The 20,844-nt window shown below is 39.0% G+C and carries 15 protein-coding genes; 7 read left to right on the top strand and 8 right to left on the bottom strand.

The annotated features are described in order from the left end of the window. The first annotated feature begins 261 nt into the window (after positions 1 to 261). Entirely contained in the window at positions 262 to 3,480 is a 3,219-nt protein-coding gene (locus FCN14_RS09785; protein WP_171032879.1) for a VPS10 domain-containing protein, read from the top strand. A 65-nt stretch (positions 3,481 to 3,545) separates the two neighbouring features. Here FCN14_RS09785 and FCN14_RS09780 read toward each other — a convergent pair whose 3' ends face one another. Both FCN14_RS09780 and FCN14_RS09775 read right to left on the bottom strand, forming a co-directional pair. Beyond that, positions 3,546 to 4,418 (bottom strand): mechanosensitive ion channel family protein, encoded by an 873-nt coding sequence (locus tag FCN14_RS09780; protein ID WP_138431099.1) that lies wholly within the window; start codon positions 4,416 to 4,418, stop codon positions 3,546 to 3,548. A gap of 113 nt (positions 4,419 to 4,531) precedes the next feature. Continuing rightward, a complete protein-coding gene (locus FCN14_RS09775; RefSeq protein ID WP_138431098.1) occupies positions 4,532 to 5,887 on the bottom strand; it encodes an alkaline phosphatase D family protein in 1,356 nt (451 codons plus the stop codon). Positions 5,888 to 6,047: 160 nt separating this feature from the next. Between FCN14_RS09775 and FCN14_RS09770 the strand changes: the two genes are divergently transcribed. Beyond that, the gene (locus tag FCN14_RS09770) at positions 6,048 to 6,605 is read left to right on the top strand and encodes an adenylate kinase (protein ID WP_138431097.1); all 558 of its coding nucleotides are present in this window, start codon (positions 6,048 to 6,050) and stop codon (positions 6,603 to 6,605) included. 137 nt (positions 6,606 to 6,742) lie between these two features. On the opposite strand, the gene FCN14_RS09765 is transcribed toward FCN14_RS09770, so the two are convergent. Further along, positions 6,743 to 7,636 (bottom strand): alkaline phosphatase family protein, encoded by an 894-nt coding sequence (locus FCN14_RS09765; RefSeq protein ID WP_138431096.1) that lies wholly within the window; start codon positions 7,634 to 7,636, stop codon positions 6,743 to 6,745. Between the two features lie 65 nt (positions 7,637 to 7,701). Next, positions 7,702 to 8,142 (bottom strand): D-aminoacyl-tRNA deacylase, encoded by a 441-nt coding sequence (gene dtd / locus FCN14_RS09760; RefSeq protein ID WP_138431095.1) that lies wholly within the window; start codon positions 8,140 to 8,142, stop codon positions 7,702 to 7,704. Positions 8,143 to 8,601: 459 nt separating this feature from the next. Here dtd and FCN14_RS09755 point away from each other — a divergent pair, with 459 nt between their 5' ends. The 3 genes from FCN14_RS09755 (at position 8,602) to FCN14_RS09745 (ending at position 11,088) form a co-directional block, all read left to right on the top strand. Then, the gene (locus FCN14_RS09755) at positions 8,602 to 9,126 is read left to right on the top strand and encodes a YfiT family bacillithiol transferase (RefSeq protein ID WP_138431094.1); all 525 of its coding nucleotides are present in this window, start codon (positions 8,602 to 8,604) and stop codon (positions 9,124 to 9,126) included. Further along, the gene (gene purM / locus FCN14_RS09750; RefSeq protein WP_138431093.1) at positions 9,126 to 10,130 is read left to right on the top strand and encodes a phosphoribosylformylglycinamidine cyclo-ligase; all 1,005 of its coding nucleotides are present in this window, start codon (positions 9,126 to 9,128) and stop codon (positions 10,128 to 10,130) included. Before FCN14_RS09755 ends, purM begins: the two co-directional genes overlap by 1 nt. Before the next feature lie 271 nt (positions 10,131 to 10,401). Then, positions 10,402 to 11,088: an alpha/beta fold hydrolase gene (locus FCN14_RS09745; RefSeq protein ID WP_138431092.1), complete on the top strand. Its 687-nt coding sequence runs from the start codon at positions 10,402 to 10,404 to the stop codon at positions 11,086 to 11,088. Positions 11,089 to 11,140: 52 nt separating this feature from the next. Here FCN14_RS09745 and fabF read toward each other — a convergent pair whose 3' ends face one another. Then, positions 11,141 to 12,391 (bottom strand): beta-ketoacyl-ACP synthase II, encoded by a 1,251-nt coding sequence (gene fabF, locus FCN14_RS09740; RefSeq protein ID WP_138431091.1) that lies wholly within the window; start codon positions 12,389 to 12,391, stop codon positions 11,141 to 11,143. Between the two features lie 354 nt (positions 12,392 to 12,745). Here fabF and FCN14_RS09735 point away from each other — a divergent pair, with 354 nt between their 5' ends. Continuing rightward, positions 12,746 to 13,087, top strand: a complete 342-nt coding sequence (locus tag FCN14_RS09735; protein ID WP_138431090.1) for an AtuA-related protein — start codon at positions 12,746 to 12,748, stop codon at positions 13,085 to 13,087. A gap of 36 nt (positions 13,088 to 13,123) precedes the next feature. On the opposite strand, the gene FCN14_RS09730 is transcribed toward FCN14_RS09735, so the two are convergent. From FCN14_RS09730 to trhA, 3 genes are all read right to left on the bottom strand, one after another. Further along, the gene (locus tag FCN14_RS09730; protein ID WP_138431089.1) at positions 13,124 to 13,723 is read right to left on the bottom strand and encodes a DUF2911 domain-containing protein; all 600 of its coding nucleotides are present in this window, start codon (positions 13,721 to 13,723) and stop codon (positions 13,124 to 13,126) included. 61 nt (positions 13,724 to 13,784) lie between these two features. Then, positions 13,785 to 16,664: a TolB-like translocation protein gene (locus tag FCN14_RS09725; protein ID WP_138431088.1), complete on the bottom strand. Its 2,880-nt coding sequence runs from the start codon at positions 16,662 to 16,664 to the stop codon at positions 13,785 to 13,787. A 99-nt stretch (positions 16,665 to 16,763) separates the two neighbouring features. Continuing rightward, positions 16,764 to 17,417, bottom strand: coding sequence for a PAQR family membrane homeostasis protein TrhA (gene trhA, locus FCN14_RS09720; protein WP_138431087.1), 654 nt, complete (start codon positions 17,415 to 17,417; stop codon positions 16,764 to 16,766). A gap of 251 nt (positions 17,418 to 17,668) precedes the next feature. Between trhA and FCN14_RS09715 the strand changes: the two genes are divergently transcribed. After that, a complete protein-coding gene (locus FCN14_RS09715) occupies positions 17,669 to 20,551 on the top strand; it encodes a M16 family metallopeptidase (RefSeq protein WP_138431086.1) in 2,883 nt (960 codons plus the stop codon). Positions 20,552 to 20,844: the final 293 nt, after the last annotated feature.

Raw genomic sequence — 20,844 nt, 5'->3', positions numbered from 1 at the left:
ATTTCCATTAATAAAAAAGCTACCGCAATATGAGAAGTATAAAAAGTTATTATACTTCTCTAACTTAGCTTTTACTGCAGAAAAATTGTTATTGGTTAAGATATCAAAAATAATGCCTTCTTTTTTTAGTCACTTAATCTTTACTAGTATTGGGAATAACTTCTTGCTAACACTCTTCACATTTTTTTACCTAAAATGGTAAAACTATTTTTATACATTGCTATTTAATAGCGATGCTCAACTATAAATAAATTAGGGGCTATGTCTGTAACGTATATTTTATCGTTTATAAAACGTTTTATAACAGTAACCACAGTACTTTTATTAGGAATTTCTTTTTCATCCCATGCACAACGTTTTGGGGGAAATGAAACCGCTGAAGGTGTTGATGAGGTAACACATGATCAACAGCATCTGCAAGAATTAGAATACAGAAATATCGGCCCTTACCGCGGCGGGCGCTCTGTAGCAGTAAGTGGTCATCCTGATAAACCCAACACCTATTATGCAGGATTTACCGGTGGCGGTGTTTTTAAAACTACTGACGGTGGTCGCAACTGGGTTAATATTTCAGATGGAGATTTTAAAACCGGCTCTGTTGGTGCCATTACAGTAGCCCCTTCTGATGCAAATGTTATCTATGCAGGTATGGGAGAAACCTGCATTCGGGGTAATATGTCAGCCGGAGATGGAATCTATAAATCCGTTGACGGTGGTAAAAATTGGAGCCATATCGGGTTACCGGAATCTCATTTTATAGGTGAAATCGCAGTCCATCCCGATAATGCCGATATCGCATGGGTTGCAGTAATGGGCCATTCTTTTGGAACAACAGGAAATAAAGAACGTGGTGTGTACAAGACTACTGATGGTGGAAAAAGCTGGGAGAAAGTTCTTTTTCATAATAAACATACTGGTGCAGTTGATATTGAGGTAGATCCTACCAATCCTCGTATTCTCTATGCATCCTTATGGGAAGCATTTCGGAATCCCTGGAAGATGTCGAGCGGGGGTGAAGGGAGCGGATTATATAAAAGTACCGATGGCGGAGAAACATGGACCAATATTTCACAACGCCCAGGTATGCCCAAAGGATTAAAAGGCAAAATTGGTGTTGCTATATCTCCTGTCAACCCGGATCGTATTTGGACAATTATTGAAAGTGAGAACGGCGGGGTATTTCGATCTGATGATAGCGGAGAAACGTGGAGCCGCATTAATAGCGATCGAAGCCTGCGTCAACGGGCCTGGTACTATACACACATTGTGGCCGGCACAGAAAATGAGAACACCGTATATGTACTAAATGTAAGCTTCCATAAATCAACCGACGGAGGTAGTTCGTTTGAACGCATCGGCACGCCCCATGGCGACCATCACGACCTTTGGATCGATCCAAATGATAGCGAACGTATGGTAGTGGCCGATGATGGTGGAGGCCAAGTCACCTATAATGGTGGACGCAGTTGGTCATCATATCATAAATATGCTACAGCTCAATTTTACCAAGTAATCCTTGATAACCAGTTTCCCTATACGATCTATGGAGCTCAACAAGATAACAGTACTGTTGGTATAAAGAGCCGAACTTCAGGATATGGTATTAGTACCCGCGACTGGAATGCGGTAGCGGGCGGGGAAAGTGGATATATAGCTCCCGATCCCGAAAATCCCAATATAACCTATGGCGGCAGTTATGGCGGATACTTTAATAAATTTAACGAATATACCAACCAAAGTGATCGTATTGATGTATGGCCTGACAACCCAATGGGTGCCGGAGCCAAAGATTTAAAATATCGTTTCCAGTGGACTTTCCCGATCTATATTTCTCCACATAACCCTGATATGCTCTACACAACTTCTCAGTATGTGCACCGTTCTGATGATGAAGGTATGAGCTGGGAAACTATCAGTGGTGATCTCACCCGAAATGAAAAATCAAAGCAACAAGAATCGGGCGGACCTATTACAAAAGATGATACCAGCGTTGAATACTATAATACAATCTTTACTTTCGCAGAATCTCCTGTTGAGAAAGGCGTTTTATGGACCGGTGCCGATGATGGGCTCATTCATATAAGTCGCGATAACGGTGAAAGCTGGACTGACGTAACCCCTGACGGTATGCCAGAAGCTATGGCAAGTATTATTGATCCTTCGCCTCATGACCCTGGGACTGCTTATCTCGCTGCTACGCGGTATAAATTTGACGATTTTAGTCCCATGCTATACAAGACTAATGATTATGGTCAAAGCTGGACTAAAATTACAGATGGTATTCCATCTAAAGACTTTACCCGTGTCATTCGCGAAGACCCCAATAAAAAAGGTCTGCTATATGCAGGTACCGAAACCGGAGTCTACGTTTCGTTTAATGACGGTGATCTATGGCAACCATTACAACTTAATTTACCCGCTGTCCCTATTACCGATATGGCAGTGCATAAACGTGATAAAGATCTTGTAATCGCTACCCAGGGCAGATCTTTCTGGATTCTGGATAACCTGAATGTGCTACACCAACTAAATGATAAGGTTACAACATCAAACTATTATCTCTATAAGCCAGAAACCACCTACCTCTTTGGCAATCATACTGATATTGATCCCGGTCAAACATTGGGAGAAAACCCTGAAGATGGTGTAGTAGTTCATTATAACCTAAATAAAGATATAGGTGATAAAGAAGTTGAGCTGCAGTTTGCAGAGGCCGATGGAGATATTATACGCACATTTTCCAACAAAGAAGACCTTGACGGAAATGAGGTTAAAGAATCTGAGAAATTTCATGAGAAAGAGGAGGACGTTTCTTCGGATGTCCTCACTACTAAAAATGGTCTTAACTCTTTTGCCTGGAATATGCGTTATCCCGGGGCTGCCGATATCAATGGTCGTCAAATTCTATGGGCCGGTTCTACCCGCGGTCCCACAGCCGTACCCGGAATGTATAAAGTGCGACTGATTATTGATGGAGAACCTATTATGGCGAAAGAATTTGAGATCACTAAAGATCCACGTATTGAAACTACTCAGGATGATTTCGAAGCTCAGTTTGACCTACATCAAACAATCATTTCTAAGCTGGATACCACACACAAAGTGATTAACAGCATTCGTGAGATTCGCAGTGAATTAAATGAGATTAAAACTGATTACAAAAATAACGATAAGGTCCAAGAGCGAGTGGCCGACATAATGAGTACTCTTTCTGAAGTGGAAAGTAATCTCATGCAGACCAAAGCAGAATCTTATCAGGATGTATTAAACTATCCTATAAAGCTCAACAATAAGCTGGCATCGCTTGCCAGTACCGTTGCCACAGGTGATGGGCGGCCTACAGAACAACAGTATGCCGTTTATGAAGAACTGGCTTCTAAGGTCAATGCTGAGTTCAAAAAGGTTGAACCCATATTAGAAGGGGAAGTGTCTAGCCTTATTGAAGAAATCGAACAAGAAGCTATTCCAATCGAAAATTAAGCCATACATAGTCTTTCTTTTAAAAAGTAGCATCACGAATGCTCGTGGTGCTACTTTTTTCTCTACTACTGATCAGTTGGTAGTTTCACTGGGCTCTGCATATGTACATCCCGTTGAGGAAATGGAATAACAATATCATATTTATCAAAGGTTCGTACAATCGCTTGATTGAGCTCATTACGAATTTTAGGATAATCTTTCACATTCGGAATCCATAAACGTAACTGCATATTCCACGCCGAATCTCCAAACTCCATTAGGTATACTTCCGGTTCCGGTTTTTTCATGACACTACTATTCTTTTCAGCTACTTCGTTAAGTGCTTTTAAAACTGTATCCAAGTCTGAGTTATATGAAACCCCAACATTTACGTCCAGCCGATACGTTGGGTCACCGTGGGAATAGTTAATTACATTTTTGGAAACAAATTCAGAGTTTGGAACTACGATTGAAATGTTATTTACGGTCCGTACCATCGTAGAGCGTATATTAATTTCAATAATATCCCCCTCAATATCATTGACTACTACACGGTCCCCTACGCTAATGGGACGTTCAAATAGAATAATAAGTCCTGAAATAAAGTTTGATGTAACATTCTGTAGCCCAAAACCGATACCTACCGAAAGCAGACCAAATATTACCGTAAGGCTACTAAGGTTGATCCCAACAAAATTAAACGAGATCAACACCCCAATAGTAATTATAATGTATTGTGTTATTCGAGAAAGCGTGTAGCTGGTACCTTCATCAACATTAAATCGCTTAAATATTTTTCGATTTATCGTTCGGCGAGCAAAGATTCCTGCCACAATAAAAAAAGTAAGGAACAGAAAAAATGTTAGGATAGAAGCCGTTGTAACCGGGACATCACTAATTGTAAATAGCTGAAAGTTTAAAATATCCTGGATATATCTAAAAAAATCTTCCCAACTCATATCCCCAATAATTAATTACTAGATAACTAAATAAGAAAACAGTCCATAGTAAACTATCTCCTTCCTTATTCCAATATATAGCGAAAATGGATCAAAAGTTATTTATTCACCTATTATTTATTGGACAGGTCCTTTTCAGTAATGCTATACTCCCACCGTTTATCTCCATTTGACCCGTAGGTTTCAAACACTAAACGACGATTATCCTTCTTCCCTTCTACACGTATCATCCCAAAGTTCTGATCCTGATAAACCAGCGTACCGTCTACTCGCTGCGGATTTTCATATTCTTTAGACTCATCCAATGTACTATAAGCACCACTCGATAACGGTGATGAGGTAAACTCATAGACCGGGTAACTATTTTTACGTTCTGTTTTCAGTAGCTCGGTAAAATGTCGATCTCCTGTAATAAATAGTACCCCTTCTATATCATGCTCCTCTAAGAACCTCATAATTTCATCATATTCACTGCCATAAGCATACAGTGATTCATGATTATTCATCTTATTAGTAACCTGATTACCTACTACTATAATTTTGAAAGTTGCATTACTACCTACCAAGCTATCCTTTAACCACTGTAACTGGGCGTTGCCAAAGAAATCCTTGTTTTCACTTTCAATATTATTAGGTGCCCGATGGTAACGGTCATCCATAAAGAACAGTTCAACATCACTGTATTTATATTTGGTGAATACACCCTTTGCTTCGGACGTACCATAACTGGGATTGGCCCAATAACGTTTAAAGATTTCCAATGCTTCCTCACGCATACGATACGACCGATCAGAATTATTAGGCCCATAGTCGTGATCATCCCAAGTGGCCAGGTTAATAGCATTTGCTAACAGAGGTTGCATATCCGGGGTATTGCGGGCATCCTTATAACGATAGTCCATACGTGCTTGGGAATAAAAATCCGGTTCACGATAATAGACATTATCTCCCAACCAGAGCATAATATCCGGATCTTGTTTATTTATTTTATTAAGGATTTCAGTGCCTTTTCCATACGGTGTTCCGGGACGATCATATTTACCATCATTGATATAGAGACAAGATCCCATCGCTATAGTAAAGTCAGGAGCATCAGTTCGCCACTGCCACAACTGTTGGGTAGTAAACTCCGTTTCATATGGTAATGCAACCTTTTTTCCTTCTATATACAACTCATAAGTATAGGTAGTACCCATCTTAAGGTTAGTTAATTTGATATGGGCAGTATAGGATGACGATCCATTAGTAATACCCATGAAAGAATGAAATTCGTTATTCTTACTTCCTTCTTCCCGGTACTTTACTTTGAACTTTACTGATTTTTTAGTCTGCAACCATAGGTTAGCCTCCTGCATCTCTACATGCCCCAACATAGGACCCGCTTCCAATAGAGAGTGCTTTTGCTGTCCCTGTAGAGTAATCGTTAATACAAAAAGGAGTGTACTAAGTGATATTAGATACTTTCGCATAGTATTTATCTTATTATGTAATTTTAACCTAAAGTAGGGGTTGCAGAACACTTTTTCATTAAGAAGAAGTTAACTGCCTTTTAAAATTGAATATACCTGCCAATTGCCCTATTTTCAGCTTACTTTCAAAGTAACCAAAACTATCAGTTAACCCGATTTTATGCGCATCATCATCTTTGGACCTCCCGGCGCCGGCAAAGGAACCCAAGCGGAACTCATTAGTGAAGAATATGGGATTCCTCACCTTTCTACCGGAGAGATATTCCGTTCTGCTATTAAAAATGAAACCCCTCTGGGTAAAGAGGTTAAATCTATTCTTGATGCAGGCGATCTGGTCCCTGATGAAAAGGTTGTAGGCCTTGTTGAAGAAGAATTAAGAGATGAAAAATATGAGGACGGTTATGTTTTAGATGGTTTTCCACGTACAGTTCCGCAAGCCAAAGCTTTTGATGAAATCCTAGATAAAAAAGGGAAGAAGCTGGATGCCTTCTTACAACTGGAAGTTCCGGAAGAAGAACTTGTTGACCGTATTCTAAGTCGTGGAGAAGGTCGTTCTGATGACACCCCGGAAAAAGTTAGAAATCGTCTTGATGTATACCGTAATGAAACACAACCAGTATTGGATTACTACCAGGAACAGAGCGTAGTTATAGGAATTAATGGGGTGGGTTCCATTGAAGAGATTTCTAACAGAATTAAAGAGTCTCTGGAAAAATAACCTCCCTTCTACCCTTTTCTCCAATTAAAGATCCCTGTATTTTGCAGGGATCTTTTTTTATTTATCCTAAATTTATGGGAAATTCTTATACCATTAACTATATGGTTAGTTTATAAAATATTCCCCTCCAAAACTCTTTAGATCAATATTTCTACTATCCCCGGAGTCACATCCATAATACTCTTTGCTTCTTCAAAAGAATTAGCTCCCGGCCCGTATACAAAAAGGGGAACCTCATTTCGGGTATGTGTTTTAATAGAAAGGTCTTCTACATTTCCGTGATCGCTCGACAGAACAATCGTTAGCTCCCTCGGTTTATGATTAATTAGATGCCATAAAAAACGATCATAAACCGATAGAAATTTATGAGCTTTTTTCATCTCTTGACTGTGACCTGCTTTGTCTGTCAGATAGTATTCATGTAATAACAGATCATATTTTTTAGATTGTTCCAACAATCGATCTGCTGCAGATTCCGGAGAAACATGAGGCACATCTATTCCTAGTTTATCACGCCATGCTTGCTGTGTAATTTCAGCGGTTAATGCCTTCCCCTCTTTAACTTCTTCAACGCTATTTAACGCTAAATTAGCACTTTTTGTCATCAGGGTGGTACAGCTCCATCTATCTCTTTCTCGTGCTTTCTTAAAAAAAATATCCGGATAAGCATTCATAAACTGGCATTGTTTTCCCCTTTCCTGGGCCCTGTGAAAAATACTTTCTTCTTTTAAGAATGTCTTGATCCCTGAATGTGGAAAAGGCCCAAAATGTTTGCCTATTTTTTGAGATGCATTTTCCCCGGTAAACAGAGCCGTTTGTCCTGTTCCACTTTGCGGTAAACCTTCAACACCAAGATTTGCATCAATACCTTTAAAAAGATGATCATTAGTTTTAACCGGTGGAGAATCGATCGTAAAATTGTGACCACCCGCCATAGCCGTAAAACCTTTGTAATTTGCATCAACAAACGGATTAGATGAACCTTCAGGTCCCAGCCCAACGCCATCTATAAATAGAAAAAGTACAGCCATTAGAACAGATAATAGCAGTTAAAATATTCATTTAAAACCGTAAAACTCACCTGGTAGTTTGAGTTTTATCTTTTCATAACCAAAGTAACCGGACCATCGTTGTTAAGCTCAACATCCATATAAGCACCAAATTCACCTCTTTCTATATTAAGAGATGAGTTCTCCTTAAAATAGGTAAGTATTCCTTTATATAGCTGTTTAGCCTTTTTAGGACCAGCAGCCTCAAAGTAACTTGGTCTGTTTCCCTGTTTATAATCACCGTATAAAGTAAACTGTGGGACTACCAGAATCTCTCCATTAATATCTTGTACCGACAGATTCATTTTACCATCCTTGTCATCAAACACACGGAGTTTTAAAATCTTTTCTGCCAGCCACTCCATTTCTTCTTTAGTGTCATCTTCATGGACACCAACAAGCAGCATCAAACCATCTGAAATTGATCCGATTCGCACATCGTCGACTGTAACACTCGCTTTTGATACCCGCTGTAGAACAATTTTCATATTTAAGTCTGTTAATAACTATGTGGATAAGTATGTGTATAACTTCTTCTCAAAATAGAACATTCAAAACCAACAAAATTTCTCCACAGCTTTCAACAACTTAATTTTGTTTTCCACAGGTTATCCAATCAAATTTTTGTGTCGATAACATTTTTTTCTTGACACTCACTTTATTGTGGATTGTGGATAACCAAAAATAATTAACGCTAAAGTATTGTTTTTTATATGATAGTTATCCACAAAATAATCCACAAAACTGTTAACAATATTATATTACTGTGTATGGAAAAGTTTTCCACTTATCCACAGTAACTACTATGTACTACAAATATTATAATCTTATTGTATTTAGTGTTTTCCGGTGGATAATGTGGAGAAATAATTCTTAAAAACGAGAACCAAGTTGGCTATATTCATATCAGTTTAAAAAGCGAACCTCTGAAACGTTCAGAATAAATTATGCTAAATCTCAAATATCCGATTGGTCGGTACCAGATCCAAGATCCTGTCTCTCCCCGGGATATTGCCAGCTCGATTGACGAGATTGAGGCATTACCAATGCAATTACAAAAACAAGTTTCAAGGTTAACAAATGAGCAACTTAAGACACCTTATCGAGAAAATGGATGGACTTTGCGTCAGGTAATCCATCATCTTGCTGACAGTCACCTAAATGGATACTGCCGAGTTAAATTAACTCTTACTGAAGATTGTCCAACTGTAAAACCTTACGATCAGGATTTATGGGCTGATCTCGTTGATTCTTCTGCGTCTATTGAACCTTCACTGAAGGTGATTAGCGGTATACATCAGCGTTGGACTAATTTGCTTAAGTCACTGGATAAAAACCAGCTTAACCGAGAACTTGTTCATCCTGATCAAGGTATACTTGTATTGAAAAGTTTAATAGGCCTTTATGCTTGGCATGGGAAACATCACCTGGCACACATAACAACTTTGAAAAAGCGAAAAAACTGGAACTAATGAGTAAAAAAGAATTTACGTATAAAGATGCCGGTGTTGATATTGAAGCCGGTGAAGAAATGGTAGAATCAATTAAAGATGTAGTAAAAGAAACCCACAGTAATGCCGTACTAAGTAATATCGGTGGATTTGGGGGGTTCTTTCGTCCTGATTTAGGAAGCTATGATGATCCTGTTTTTGTTAGTAGCGTGGATGGTGTAGGTACTAAGCTAATTGTAGCTTTTAAAGCTCAAAAATATGATACTGTCGGCCAAGATTTGGTTAATCATTGCATAAACGATATTGCTGTTTGTGGTGCCGATCCTCTCTTTTTTCTGGATTATTTTTCTACCGGAAAACTGGAACAGGAAGTAGGTTACGAAGTAGTTAAAGGCTTTGCTAAAGCCTGTAAAGAAAATGGAGTAGCACTTATCGGTGGAGAAACTGCAGAGATGCCCGATATCTACAATGAGGGTGAGTTTGACTTGGCAGGGACCATTGTGGGTATGGTTGACCGTGAAAAAGTGATTAATGGTAAGGATATTGAGCAAGGAGATGTTCTTCTCGGCTTTCCCAGTACTGGTTTGCATACCAATGGTTATTCTCTGGCCCGTAAAGTATTGTTTTCGAAATATGAAGTAAGTGATAAAGTAGATGAACTTGACGGTACGGTTGGTGAAGCCTTGTTGGCCATACACAAATCGTATTTACCATTAATCAAAGAATTACGAGATATTAATGGTGTACACGGCTTTTCTCATGTAACCGGCGGTGGAATTATTGGTAACACAAAACGGGTAGTACCTGAGCAGCTGGGCATCAACATAGATTGGGATGCCTGGGATCGTCCAGCACTTTTTGAGTTGATTCAGGATATTGGAAATGTCCCTGAAGACGATATGCGCTCTACTTTTAACCTGGGAATTGGACTTATTGCTGTCGTAGATCCGGATACTGCAGAAGAGGTTCAGGAAATTGTTTCTGAAATGGATGAGACAGTTGTTGAAATGGGTATCATTGATTAGATATAACTATTACCTAAACTGTAGGTCTATAGCTGTCAAAAAAGGTCGTGGTAGTTGGATTCCTGTTACAATGGGTAAACAGTGATAGCAATACTATCTGGAGAGTGAGGCTTAAGGATTTAGAAAGAAATATGGTTAATTTCCTCTTTGTAAAGTGGAGACCATACATAAAAATGTATCTCCTCAAGAACTGGATATAATTTCTTTGAAGATACTATTAAAATTTATGTAAGAGGATTAATTTAATTAATCGTTTAGTTAATAATATATTATGTTACCTCTCATATTATTACATGGGGCTTTGGGTAGTAAAGAGCAATTTGATGGTATCAAATCAGCTCTTGCGAATAATTTTGAAATTCATCAGCTGGATTTTGAAGGACATGGTGAATCAGGAGCAACAGACAGTCCATTCCGAATCTCCTATTTTGCCGAAAATGTGTTGGGATACTTGGAAGAACACAATATTAATGAAGCAAACATTTTTGGATACAGCATGGGCGGTTATGTGGCTCTGTCTTTAGCACTTACCCATCCAGGGCGAATAAACAAAATTGCTACTCTTGGCACTGTGCTACAGTGGAATAAGGAAATTGTAAGGCGAGAATGTCGCTATCTATATCCGCAAAAGATAGAAGAAAAAGTTCCTCATTTTGCAGAGATTTTGAAGAAAAGGCATCCCGATGGTTGGCAGCGGGTAGTTCGGCAGACTAAACAGATGCTGGAGGGGTTAGGGAGTCAACCAACAATAAAGCCTGAAGATTGGAATAAGATTGAACACACAGTAAGGTTGCATGTGGGTGACAAGGACACTACAGCCGATATTGATAAAACTGTACAGGTCTATCAAGAGATGCCCAATGCTCAGCTAATGGTTTTGCCCAAAACCAAACACCCTTTCGATGCAGTTAATGAAAAAGTTTTAGTTAGTTCACTTGTCGATTTTTTTCATAAATAAAAAAAGCCCGGTCATAAAGACCGGACTTTCAAAAATCAGAAAAGCAAAAAAGTCAGACTTTTTTGAACACAACAATGCCATTGTGACCTCCAAAACCAAAGGTGTTACTCATAGCAACATTGACTTCTTTTTCCATTGCTTCATTAAGAACAATTTGAATTCCGTCTGGAATTTTGTCATCAACATTTTCCGTATTAATGGTAGGCGGAATAATACCTTCATTTATTGATTTAATACTCGCAATTGCTTCGATAGCTCCAGCTGCACCAAGCAGGTGTCCGGTCATCGATTTTGTAGCATTGATATGTAAGTTATCCAGGTTATTTTCAAAAACATTTGCAATAGCTTTGGTTTCACTGATATCACCAACCGGTGTTGATGTTGCATGGGTATTAAGGTAGTCAACATCTTCGGTATTTAGCTCACTGTCATCAAGGGCTCTTTTCATGGCCATTTTAGCGCCTCTACCCTCTGGATGTGTGGCAGTCATATGGTAAGCATCGGCGGTCATCGCTGCCCCGGTAACTTCTCCATAAATCTTCGCACCACGCGCTTTTGCATGCTCATATTCTTCAAGGATAAGCGTTGCTGCCCCTTCTCCCATCACAAAGCCGTCGCGGTCTTTATCAAAAGGCCGGGATGCATGCTTGGGATCATCATTACGTTGTGACATAGCACGCATAGCAGAGAATCCTCCAAAAGAAGATTCGGTAATACCAGCTTCAGATCCACCAGTAATCATAACCTTGGCTTTTCCCCACCGAATATAGTTAAGAGCATCCATTATTGCTGTATTAGAAGTAGCGCATGCCGATACGGTAGCATAATTAATGCCCATCAGCCCATACTTCATCGAAATCATGCCCGGAGCCATGTTGATGATAAGTTTTGGCACAAAAAATGGATTAAATCGAGGTGAATAATCGTTTTCAGCATAATTTTTAACTTCGTTTTCGAAGGTATGCATACCTCCCTGCCCACTACCCCAGATAACACCGGTATCAAAAGGGTCCATTTCATCAAAATCGAGCCCAGAATCTTCAACAGCCTGGTCAGTTGCTACTAAAGCATATTGGCTATAAGGATCGGAGCGTCGAATGGTATTATGCTCCAGATGTTCAGAAACATCAAAGTTGTTTAGTTCACATGCAAAATGGGTGCGAAATTCAGAGGGATCAAAATTGGTGATACGGTCGGCACCACTGACACCATTACAAAGGTTTTCCCAAAAATCTTCAACATTATTTCCAAGCGGTGATAAAGCTCCTAGTCCCGTAATGACGACTCGTTTCGGCTTACTCATTAGTAATATTTTTATAGATGTAACTTCAGTTTTAACGTTGGATAGCAGACGTTTTTAAACATCATTTTCTTACAATTATTATGCTTATGCCAACGGTAAACAATAAACCAAACCTAAGCGAGAAAAAGAAAGCCAATTGTTGCTCTCTCCCAATCATTTACCAACATTCTCTTATTCAGAGGTCCTCATTTTGTGCACGTTTTAAACTCAATCAATTTTGGAGATTTTATAAAAGACCAATTGAATTCATTAGGTTAGATCAAGAAGTATTCATTTTAAAAATATTTTTGTTTGCGGGGACTCTCACATCAATCTATCTTTTAGTACAATAGAAAAAAAATTAGACCAACAGTTATGGCCAAGGTAAAGCTCATTGATATTGCACATGGACGAAGCGGTGATAAAGGGGATGGAAGTAACGTGGGGATAATAGCACGTCATCCGGATCTCTATTCTTTTCTTAAAAGGGAGCTCACTGCTGATGTGGTGAAAGAACATATGAAGCATATATGTAAGGGGGAAGTAAAACGATATGAGCTTCCTAATATTGGTGCTCTTAACTTTGTACTGCACGAAAGTTTGGGCGGAGGGGGAACAGTCTCTCTAAAACTGGATGCCCAGGGCAAAACTCATGCTTCAATGTTACTACGAATGGATATTGATGTGCCCGATGAACTCTTACAAAAAGTAGCGTGATTTTTTGAAAAAATAGGTTTTCAAAATCCTAAATAATCATTCTGAAGAGGTAGGGTCAGAATTAATAAATGTAACTGGTATTTTTACAATAGTGTAATCCCATTCCATAACGATATTGGTAGAATCATTTTCAATGTCAGTAAATTGGAGTGTGAATATTTCTGTAGATTTATCTTTCGTTCGGGCTTTACCATCTACACGTAGTACATCATAGGTTTTATTGTAGTCAAATGCTCCCCATTGGCCCAGCTGGCTATTTATAACAATGGTCCACGGTTTATTTTTACGGGGAATACTAAAAAATGAATACGTACCCGCCCGTAATTTTTCTCCTCCAATTCTGATATCATTGGTGGTAGTGATTTCTGTAGCTTCATTAGCACCGCTACGCCAAACCTCGTTGTAGGGTACAATATCCCCAAAGATATTACGACCTCTTTTTGAAGGTTGGCCATATGTAATTTTGATATAAGTATTGGTTTCGGGATGAAAGGTTTTTGCAATAGCAATAGGGCTTTTTCTGCGTACTGGATCTGGTTCCTCGGGTTTTTCAGGTTGTTCTTGTTGACAGCCCAGGGTAATGAAAAGAGTTGCAAGAACCAGGAAATAAGTTGTTATATAATTATAGTAAGACATAAAAAAGGGTTACAAAATATAAGTATATGAACAGCTATAAAGATAGTAACACCTAGTATTTTTAAAAATCGCCAATAAAAAAGTGGGTACTATTTCTGCTAGCTTCATATCCAACTCCGACTCCCAGTTCAAAGGTCATATTAGATATTCTAAAACGTGTACGTAATCCTAAGCCAAAAACCGTACGCGTTTCTTGTTGCCAGTTATCTGCCAAAGGATCTACAATAGTATCAGTAAAACCAACTAAATAAATATTGTTAAGGTATAAGGGGAGTAAAAACCCACCATCATCGGCATTAAGAAGCGGAACGGTATACCGGCTGCTAAAACTGAGTAAATTATTACTCGTCGGAGACACCGGTTCCGAGAATGCATCAGAAACTATATCTTGGTTATTATAGATTAATCCTGATTGTGTAATTCCTTTAATTCCCAATCGTAGTGATTGATTCCACCTCTTTAGAGGTGAAAGATAGGTAAAAAGTCCACCCTGTAGTGCAGTAGGTTCCCTGGACGGTATACCAAATTTATCAATAGCCCCTGAATCAAAATAGTGTTCTATTTCAGCGTAAATAAGGGCACCGCTATTGGGCTGTACATCCCTGATGTTTTGCTGCAATCGGAAATTAAATTGGCCATATATATTTCCAATAGCTGTATTGCTAAAATTAGTTGTGAAACTATTAGTGGTAAGGTCAGTAAATTTTAATTGGGAATACCGGAATTCCGGTTCTATAAATAGACTGGTAAAAAAGGTATTTTGGGTTATAGTAACCGGTAAGGGTACGCTTATGGAGCCTCCACGTTCTTCCCGAAGCAGTGTTATGGATTGATTACTATTTTGAAGTTGGGCAAAGTTATAGCTTGGTTCTCTATAAATGCGAGTTCTAAAACCGGGATAAAAACCTTTGTTACGATAGCTTAAATCGTACCAGAACCGATTTTCTGAAAATGTTACTTCCGCAGAATATGATTGGTTAGATAAGGTATTGGTACTATGGAGGCTAAGTCCCCATTTGTAGACATCTTGATTCGAAACTTCTTCAAAAACCGGTAAAACAGTTCTGGGTTTTATCCAGTTTAGTCCCGATGAGTAGTTACCAGTTTCCCATTGTAGAGATGCAGTAATTATAGAATCTGATACTATTTCCTGAATTCTTCCGTCTTTATTTGAGTATGAAGGTTTTCGTTCTTGGATATCAACAGTTTTGTTTACAAAATCTGAACGATCTAATATAATAGGGAGCTGTTCATTTTTTATCTGTCTGATAAAAGCTATTCTATTGCCATTAGGGCTGTAGCTGCCTTCAAATGCATTGAATCCGTTTTTTGTTATCTGAACAACATTATTAGTACTTAAATCATATTCATAGAGTTGAAAGCTGCCGGAAGCATCACTGCTAAATAATATTTTTTTTCCTTCCGGATGCCACTGAGGGTCAAAAATAGCGCCTCCATATAATGCTATATCAGGTTTTTTGGCTAGCTGTTTTTGAAGGGAGTCTCGAGAAGAAATCCATAGTGCTTGCAAGCCATTTTTATTGGCAGTAACGGCTACAGAATTGGTTTGTGGATTTTTAGCAATTGCTTTGATCTGATAATTCTCTCCTGTTATAAGAACTTCAGGTTGAGAGTTCGTTTCTGGAGGTGGTTGAAGAGCAACTAAGCGAGAGGTAGCTGGTGCCGATTGTAAAGCTAATAGTTTATCCCCATCAAAAATAGGTGCATAATAACGACCTTTTTTGGTTAGCTGTTTCTTTTGATTACTTCCAAAATGGTATTGAACAAGCTCTGCTTTGTAGGTTCTGTCGTAGAGGGGATCGGCTTCAAAATAGCTGTAGATCATTTTTGAGCGGTCGGCTGATAATGTATAATGAAAATCACTTACGGTGTTGGTAGTAATAAACCGCTCTAATTCTTGGTTTTTCAGGTTATAAGAGTAAAAGCCGGGACGCTGGTTATAGAAAGAGCCATAAAAAATGAGTGTAGAATTTGATAACCATTTAGGCCGGCGTATTTTTCTGCCTTTAAATGGAATTTTAAGATATTGAAGTTGCTGATTGGAAGAATGGAAGTTTTTAAGTTCCCTTTCGTGATCATTTTTAAACTGATTATATAGTTGTCCGGGCCAATCTCCGGTTGCATGTCGAAGGGCTACTCCATAGCCCAAGAAGGGCCAATCCAGATAAAAATCAAGTGCTTCTTTGGTGGTTGTATCTCCATATTTGTTTTGCAACCAAGAGGTAAACTCATAGCCTCCAACGTAATGTCTGTCAAAAGGACGCGTGTTGCTTGAAAAGTGAACATGTTGCCCCATCGACCATCGCTGATCGCTTTTAAACATGGCATTAAAACGATTAGTGAAAAATGGATAATTACCTCGTCCCCCTTTTTCTATAATTCCTTCAGATTCGTGATGCACGGCAATGCCCTCCACTATACCTGATGGGATAGCTCCATGAAAAGAACGAGCCAGATCGGGTGAAAAAATATTTACAAATTGTGGAATATTGCAATCACCCAAGTTACTAAACTGCAGGGCATGTACAAGCTCGTGAGGAGCTACGTTTTGGAGCCAGCCCCCGGTACGGGGATTCATAGCTTTAGATTTAATAGGAGGAAGCTCAATTTCAGATCTAAAATTAAAAGGGGTAACAAAACCGTTAGATCGATCATTATAGTTGTTAAGAATAATGGGAAAATTGGTAAGCTTTCCTCCCACAAGTTCCTGCACAGAAGCATATTGATCTTCTAGGAGCTGAGCAGTTGCTAAAGCTGTAGAATCATTAGCTTGGTCATAGATGATATTGAAGTGTTCGGTATTGAGATATTGCCAGTTTTGTTGAGAAGGGCGGTACTGTGTAGGATAAAATTGGGCAATACAGTTTTGGTAGAAGGATCCAAGAAAGAGTAGAAAGAAGAAGATTATAATTCTTTTCATGGAATGAAGGATAAATTTCAAACTTTTATTCCATAGGTAACTAAAGTTTTGATAGTCTGCAATATTGTAACGACTAAAAACTCTTACTTAAAATACTTTTTAAGTAAGGTACCAGTAAATGGCCCAGAAATGTGAAAAAGTACCAAGCATTACAAAGAGGTGCCAAATTTCATGAAACCCAAAAATATTTGGGATAGGATCGGGTTTTTTAATTCCATAAATAACAGCACCCAAGGTATATGCAAGGCCACCAAGCCCAATCCAGATGAGAAATGCCAATGGCAGTTTATCGAGGAGAGTAGGAAAAATGATTACAGCTAACCATCCCATAGCCAAATAAAAAACAGTGGAAAGCCAGCGGGGAGCATTCATCCATAAGAACTTTTTTATTATACCAATAGCTGCCAAACACCAAATAGTGCTAAAGAGTCCCCACTTCCAACTGCCATCTAAAACGAGCAGGCAAATAGGAGTATAAGTGCCGGCAATGAGTACATAAATCATGCTGTGGTCAAGTTTTCGAAACAGTTCGAGGGTTTTTTCTTTTACCCGTAAGGCATGATACAACGAACTGGATGAATAGAGCAGAACCATACTCAATCCAAACATAGAAAAAGCAATAATATGGCTAACAGATCCCTTCTTGATAGCTTCATACAGTAAAAATGCAAGCCCCACTATAGCTAATATAGCACCGGCGCCATGGGTAATACTATTGACGGGCTCGCGTATGTATTTGGTAATCTTTTTCATAGAGAATAATTAAGCGTAAAATACAAAAAATGACAACGCGATGGAATCGGAAATAGTTTATATGTTCTACCAATTTACCGGAGATTTGGTAAAATACTTTAGATGATTTGTAGAGGATTAGGAATAATAAAAATTTCCATATTTGAGATAACTTTTTATTACTATTTACGTAGTAAACTATTTATGGAGAGTTCACTTTTTATTAACGATCCTTTTCTCCTATTAATCTAATTTCAATTAACTCTTTTAAAATGAAAAAATATAGCGCACTTCTGGTAGTCGGGTTGTTGCTGATACAAAGTATCGGTTTTGCCCAGACGAAACTTATCGAAAAGGTGGAACAGAAGGGAGATGAAATTGTCATTCCCTACGAGAAGTATGAATTGGATAATGGTCTTACTCTCATTATTCATGAAGACCACTCCGACCCTCTTGTTCATGTAGATGTAACCTATCATGTAGGATCTGCTCGAGAAGAACTGGGAAAGTCGGGCTTTGCTCACTTCTTTGAGCATATGATGTTCCAGGGTTCTGAAAACGTAGAAGACGAAGAACATTTTAAGATTATTACTGAAGCGGGTGGTACCCTTAATGGTACTACTAATCGTGACCGGACCAACTATTTTGAAACTGTACCCTCTAACCAGCTGGATGCAATGCTTTGGTTGGAATCTGACCGTATGGGTTTCTTTTTGAATGCAGTAACACAGAAAAAGTTCGAAGTGCAGCGGGCCACAGTTAAAAATGAGAAGCAGCAGAACTACGACAACCGCGCTTATGGACAATGGCGAGAAATCAATGCTGAATCTTTGTATCCATATGGGCACCCCTATTCTTGGTTAACCATCGGAAAGCTAAAAGATTTGGATCGGGTAGATGTAACAGACCTCAAGAAGTTTTTTCTGCGTTATTACGGACCTAACAATGCTACACTGACCATTGGTGGCGATGTTAATCCCGATGAGGTTGTTGAGAAAGTAGAGAAATACTTTGGTGTTATTCCGCGCGGACCGGAAGTTAAAGATATGAAGCTCGATCCGGTAAGTATTGAAAAAGATCGATATGTGTCATATGTGGATGATAATATTCGATTTCCGGCATTATTATACACCTTTCCTACAGTCCCCCGATATCACAAAGATGAGCCTGCGCTAGACTTTTTAGCTCAAATTCTGGGAACTGGGAAAAGCTCCTATTTTTATAAAAAGTTTGTGAAACCTCGAAAAGCGATACAGGCTTCAACGTTCAGTTCTATGAGTGAGCTGGCCGGCGAGTTTACGATGTTTGTTCTTCCGTTTCCCGGACAAACACTCTCCGATTTTGAATCAGAGATGCGCCAAATCCTCATAGACTTTGAAAAAGATGGTGTTTCTGATGAAGATTTACAGAAAATTAAGGCTTCATATGAGTCAGACTTCATTAATGGTTTAGCCAGTGTAAGTGGAAAAGTATCTCAATTAGCTAGTTATGAGACTTTTGCAGATAATCCGGATTATATCAAAAAAGATCTGGAACGCTATCGCTCGGTTACCAAAGCCGATATTATGCGCGTCTACAAAAAGTATATCAAAGGGAAACCTGCGGTAATTCAAAGCGTGTTACCTAATGAAAAAACCAAGCCGGCAAAGGCTGATAACTATACGCCAAAGAAAGAGGGCGAAAATCCCTATCCTACCACAGATTATTCCGGACTGGAATATTTACGACCTACAGGAGATAGTTTTGATCGTAGTAAAAAACCAAAGGCCGGTCCTGCCCCACTGGTAAGTGTACCCGACTTCTGGGAAAAAGAGATGGACAATGGAATTAAGGTTATCGGAACGTCATATAATGAAATTCCGGTGGTGAATCTCCAGCTCACTATCAACGGTGGACACCGGCTAGATATGAATCATTCTACCAAAGCAGGGTTGGCTTCGTTAACGGCCTCTATGCTGAATGAATCTACCGAGAATTATAGTGCAGAAGAGATACAGGAAGAGCTTCGCAAATTGGGAAGTTCGGTAAATGTATATGCTTCGAAGAGTAGTACCAACCTCAATGTACGTACATTGAAAAAGAACCTTAAGCCTACCTTGGAGTTGGTAGAAGAGATTCTTTATCGTCCGGCCTTTGACTCTACTGATTTCGCACGTGTAAAAAAACAACAGATTGAAAGTATTCAATCTTCATATAAAGATCCTGCTTCTATTGCCAGCCAGGTATATAGTCGCCTGCTATATGGTGATAAGCATATCTATTCGGTACCCTCTAGTGGTATTGAGGAAACAGTACAGCGCATTACCTTGGATGATGTAGAGTCGTTCTATCAGAAGTATTATGCGCCGGATCTCTCAGAGCTGGTTGTTGTTGGGGATGTTAAAAAGGGTGAAATATTGGCTGAGCTGGAGTTCTTGAAAAACTGGGAGAACAAAGGGGTTAAAATGCCTGAACTGCCGGAACCCAGTTCTGGTGAAAATACCAAGGTTTATCTTGTTGATAAAGCGAATGCCCCACAGTCGCAGATTCGTATCGGACATATGACAGATATGCCATACGATGCAACAGGTGAATACTTCAAATCAACGCTGATGAATTATAACCTGGGTGGTGCGTTTAACAGTCGAATAAATTTAAATCTGCGTGAAGATAAAGGCTGGACTTACGGTGCACGAACCGGATTCAGTTCTGGTGATATTCCCGGTCCTTTTACAGCCCAAGCCGGTGTTAAAGCTGCTGCGACTGATAGTGCAGTGCATGAGTTTATGAAGGAGATGGATGATTTCCGTGAGAACGGAATTACGGATGAAGAGCTTAACTTCATGCGTAACTCTATTGGTCAGCGCGATGCTCGCAGTTATGAAACTCCTTGGCAAAAGGCAGGATTTCTGCAGGAGATTGTCCACTATGACCTTGATAAATCATTTGTCGATAAACAGCGCGAAATTATAGATTCTATTACCAAAAAAGAGATCAATAAGCTGGCAAAAAAGCATATTGACACCGGCAAGATGTATATCTTGGTGGTTGGGGATGCAAAAACCCATCGCCCAAAGCTGAAGAAATTGGGCTATGATGTAGTAGATGTGTCTGTAAAAGGTGATATCCTAAAAAAGGTTAAGGAGAATACCTCCACAACTGGTAAAGAAAAGTAAATTTTCACATTTTCTGATTGCCAAGCCTCTTTCTGGAAACAGAAAGAGGCTTTTTAATTATTATTACGCCTGAGCAAACTACTGCGTATGAGATTCTGATCCGCCGGGCGGTGGACAGAATGACGAGATGGAGATAGTTTTACAAAAGGCTCCATATTTTCTTGGTAAAATGCCATTAACGACAATGATCAGTTTCGTTTTTCTAAGCTATCATTTGTAATGATCGTGTTTTTCTTTGAAATGCTTTTAAACACGCTTGTTCTTAAATTACTGTAAGATTTTGCCCAAAGTGG

The sequence above is a fragment of the Fodinibius saliphilus genome (assembly GCF_005869845.1).
Lineage (GTDB): Bacteria > Bacteroidota > Rhodothermia > Balneolales > Balneolaceae > Fodinibius > Fodinibius saliphilus.
This window is presented reverse-complemented; position numbering and strand designations above follow the sequence as displayed.

Coding starts and splice junctions, on each gene's coding strand:
- FCN14_RS09785 (WP_171032879.1), top strand. CDS start 262: ATGTCTGTAACGTATATTTTATCGTTTATAAAACGTTTTATAACAGTA.
- FCN14_RS09780 (WP_138431099.1), bottom strand. CDS start 4,418: ATGAGTTGGGAAGATTTTTTTAGATATATCCAGGATATTTTAAACTTT.
- FCN14_RS09775 (WP_138431098.1), bottom strand. CDS start 5,887: ATGCGAAAGTATCTAATATCACTTAGTACACTCCTTTTTGTATTAACG.
- FCN14_RS09770 (WP_138431097.1), top strand. CDS start 6,048: ATGCGCATCATCATCTTTGGACCTCCCGGCGCCGGCAAAGGAACCCAA.
- FCN14_RS09765 (WP_138431096.1), bottom strand. CDS start 7,636: ATGGCTGTACTTTTTCTATTTATAGATGGCGTTGGGCTGGGACCTGAA.
- dtd (WP_138431095.1), bottom strand. CDS start 8,142: ATGAAAATTGTTCTACAGCGGGTATCAAAAGCGAGTGTTACAGTCGAC.
- FCN14_RS09755 (WP_138431094.1), top strand. CDS start 8,602: ATGCTAAATCTCAAATATCCGATTGGTCGGTACCAGATCCAAGATCCT.
- purM (WP_138431093.1), top strand. CDS start 9,126: ATGAGTAAAAAAGAATTTACGTATAAAGATGCCGGTGTTGATATTGAA.
- FCN14_RS09745 (WP_138431092.1), top strand. CDS start 10,402: ATGTTACCTCTCATATTATTACATGGGGCTTTGGGTAGTAAAGAGCAA.
- fabF (WP_138431091.1), bottom strand. CDS start 12,391: ATGAGTAAGCCGAAACGAGTCGTCATTACGGGACTAGGAGCTTTATCA.
- FCN14_RS09735 (WP_138431090.1), top strand. CDS start 12,746: ATGGCCAAGGTAAAGCTCATTGATATTGCACATGGACGAAGCGGTGAT.
- FCN14_RS09730 (WP_138431089.1), bottom strand. CDS start 13,723: ATGTCTTACTATAATTATATAACAACTTATTTCCTGGTTCTTGCAACT.
- FCN14_RS09725 (WP_138431088.1), bottom strand. CDS start 16,664: ATGAAAAGAATTATAATCTTCTTCTTTCTACTCTTTCTTGGATCCTTC.
- trhA (WP_138431087.1), bottom strand. CDS start 17,417: ATGAAAAAGATTACCAAATACATACGCGAGCCCGTCAATAGTATTACC.
- FCN14_RS09715 (WP_138431086.1), top strand. CDS start 17,669: ATGAAAAAATATAGCGCACTTCTGGTAGTCGGGTTGTTGCTGATACAA.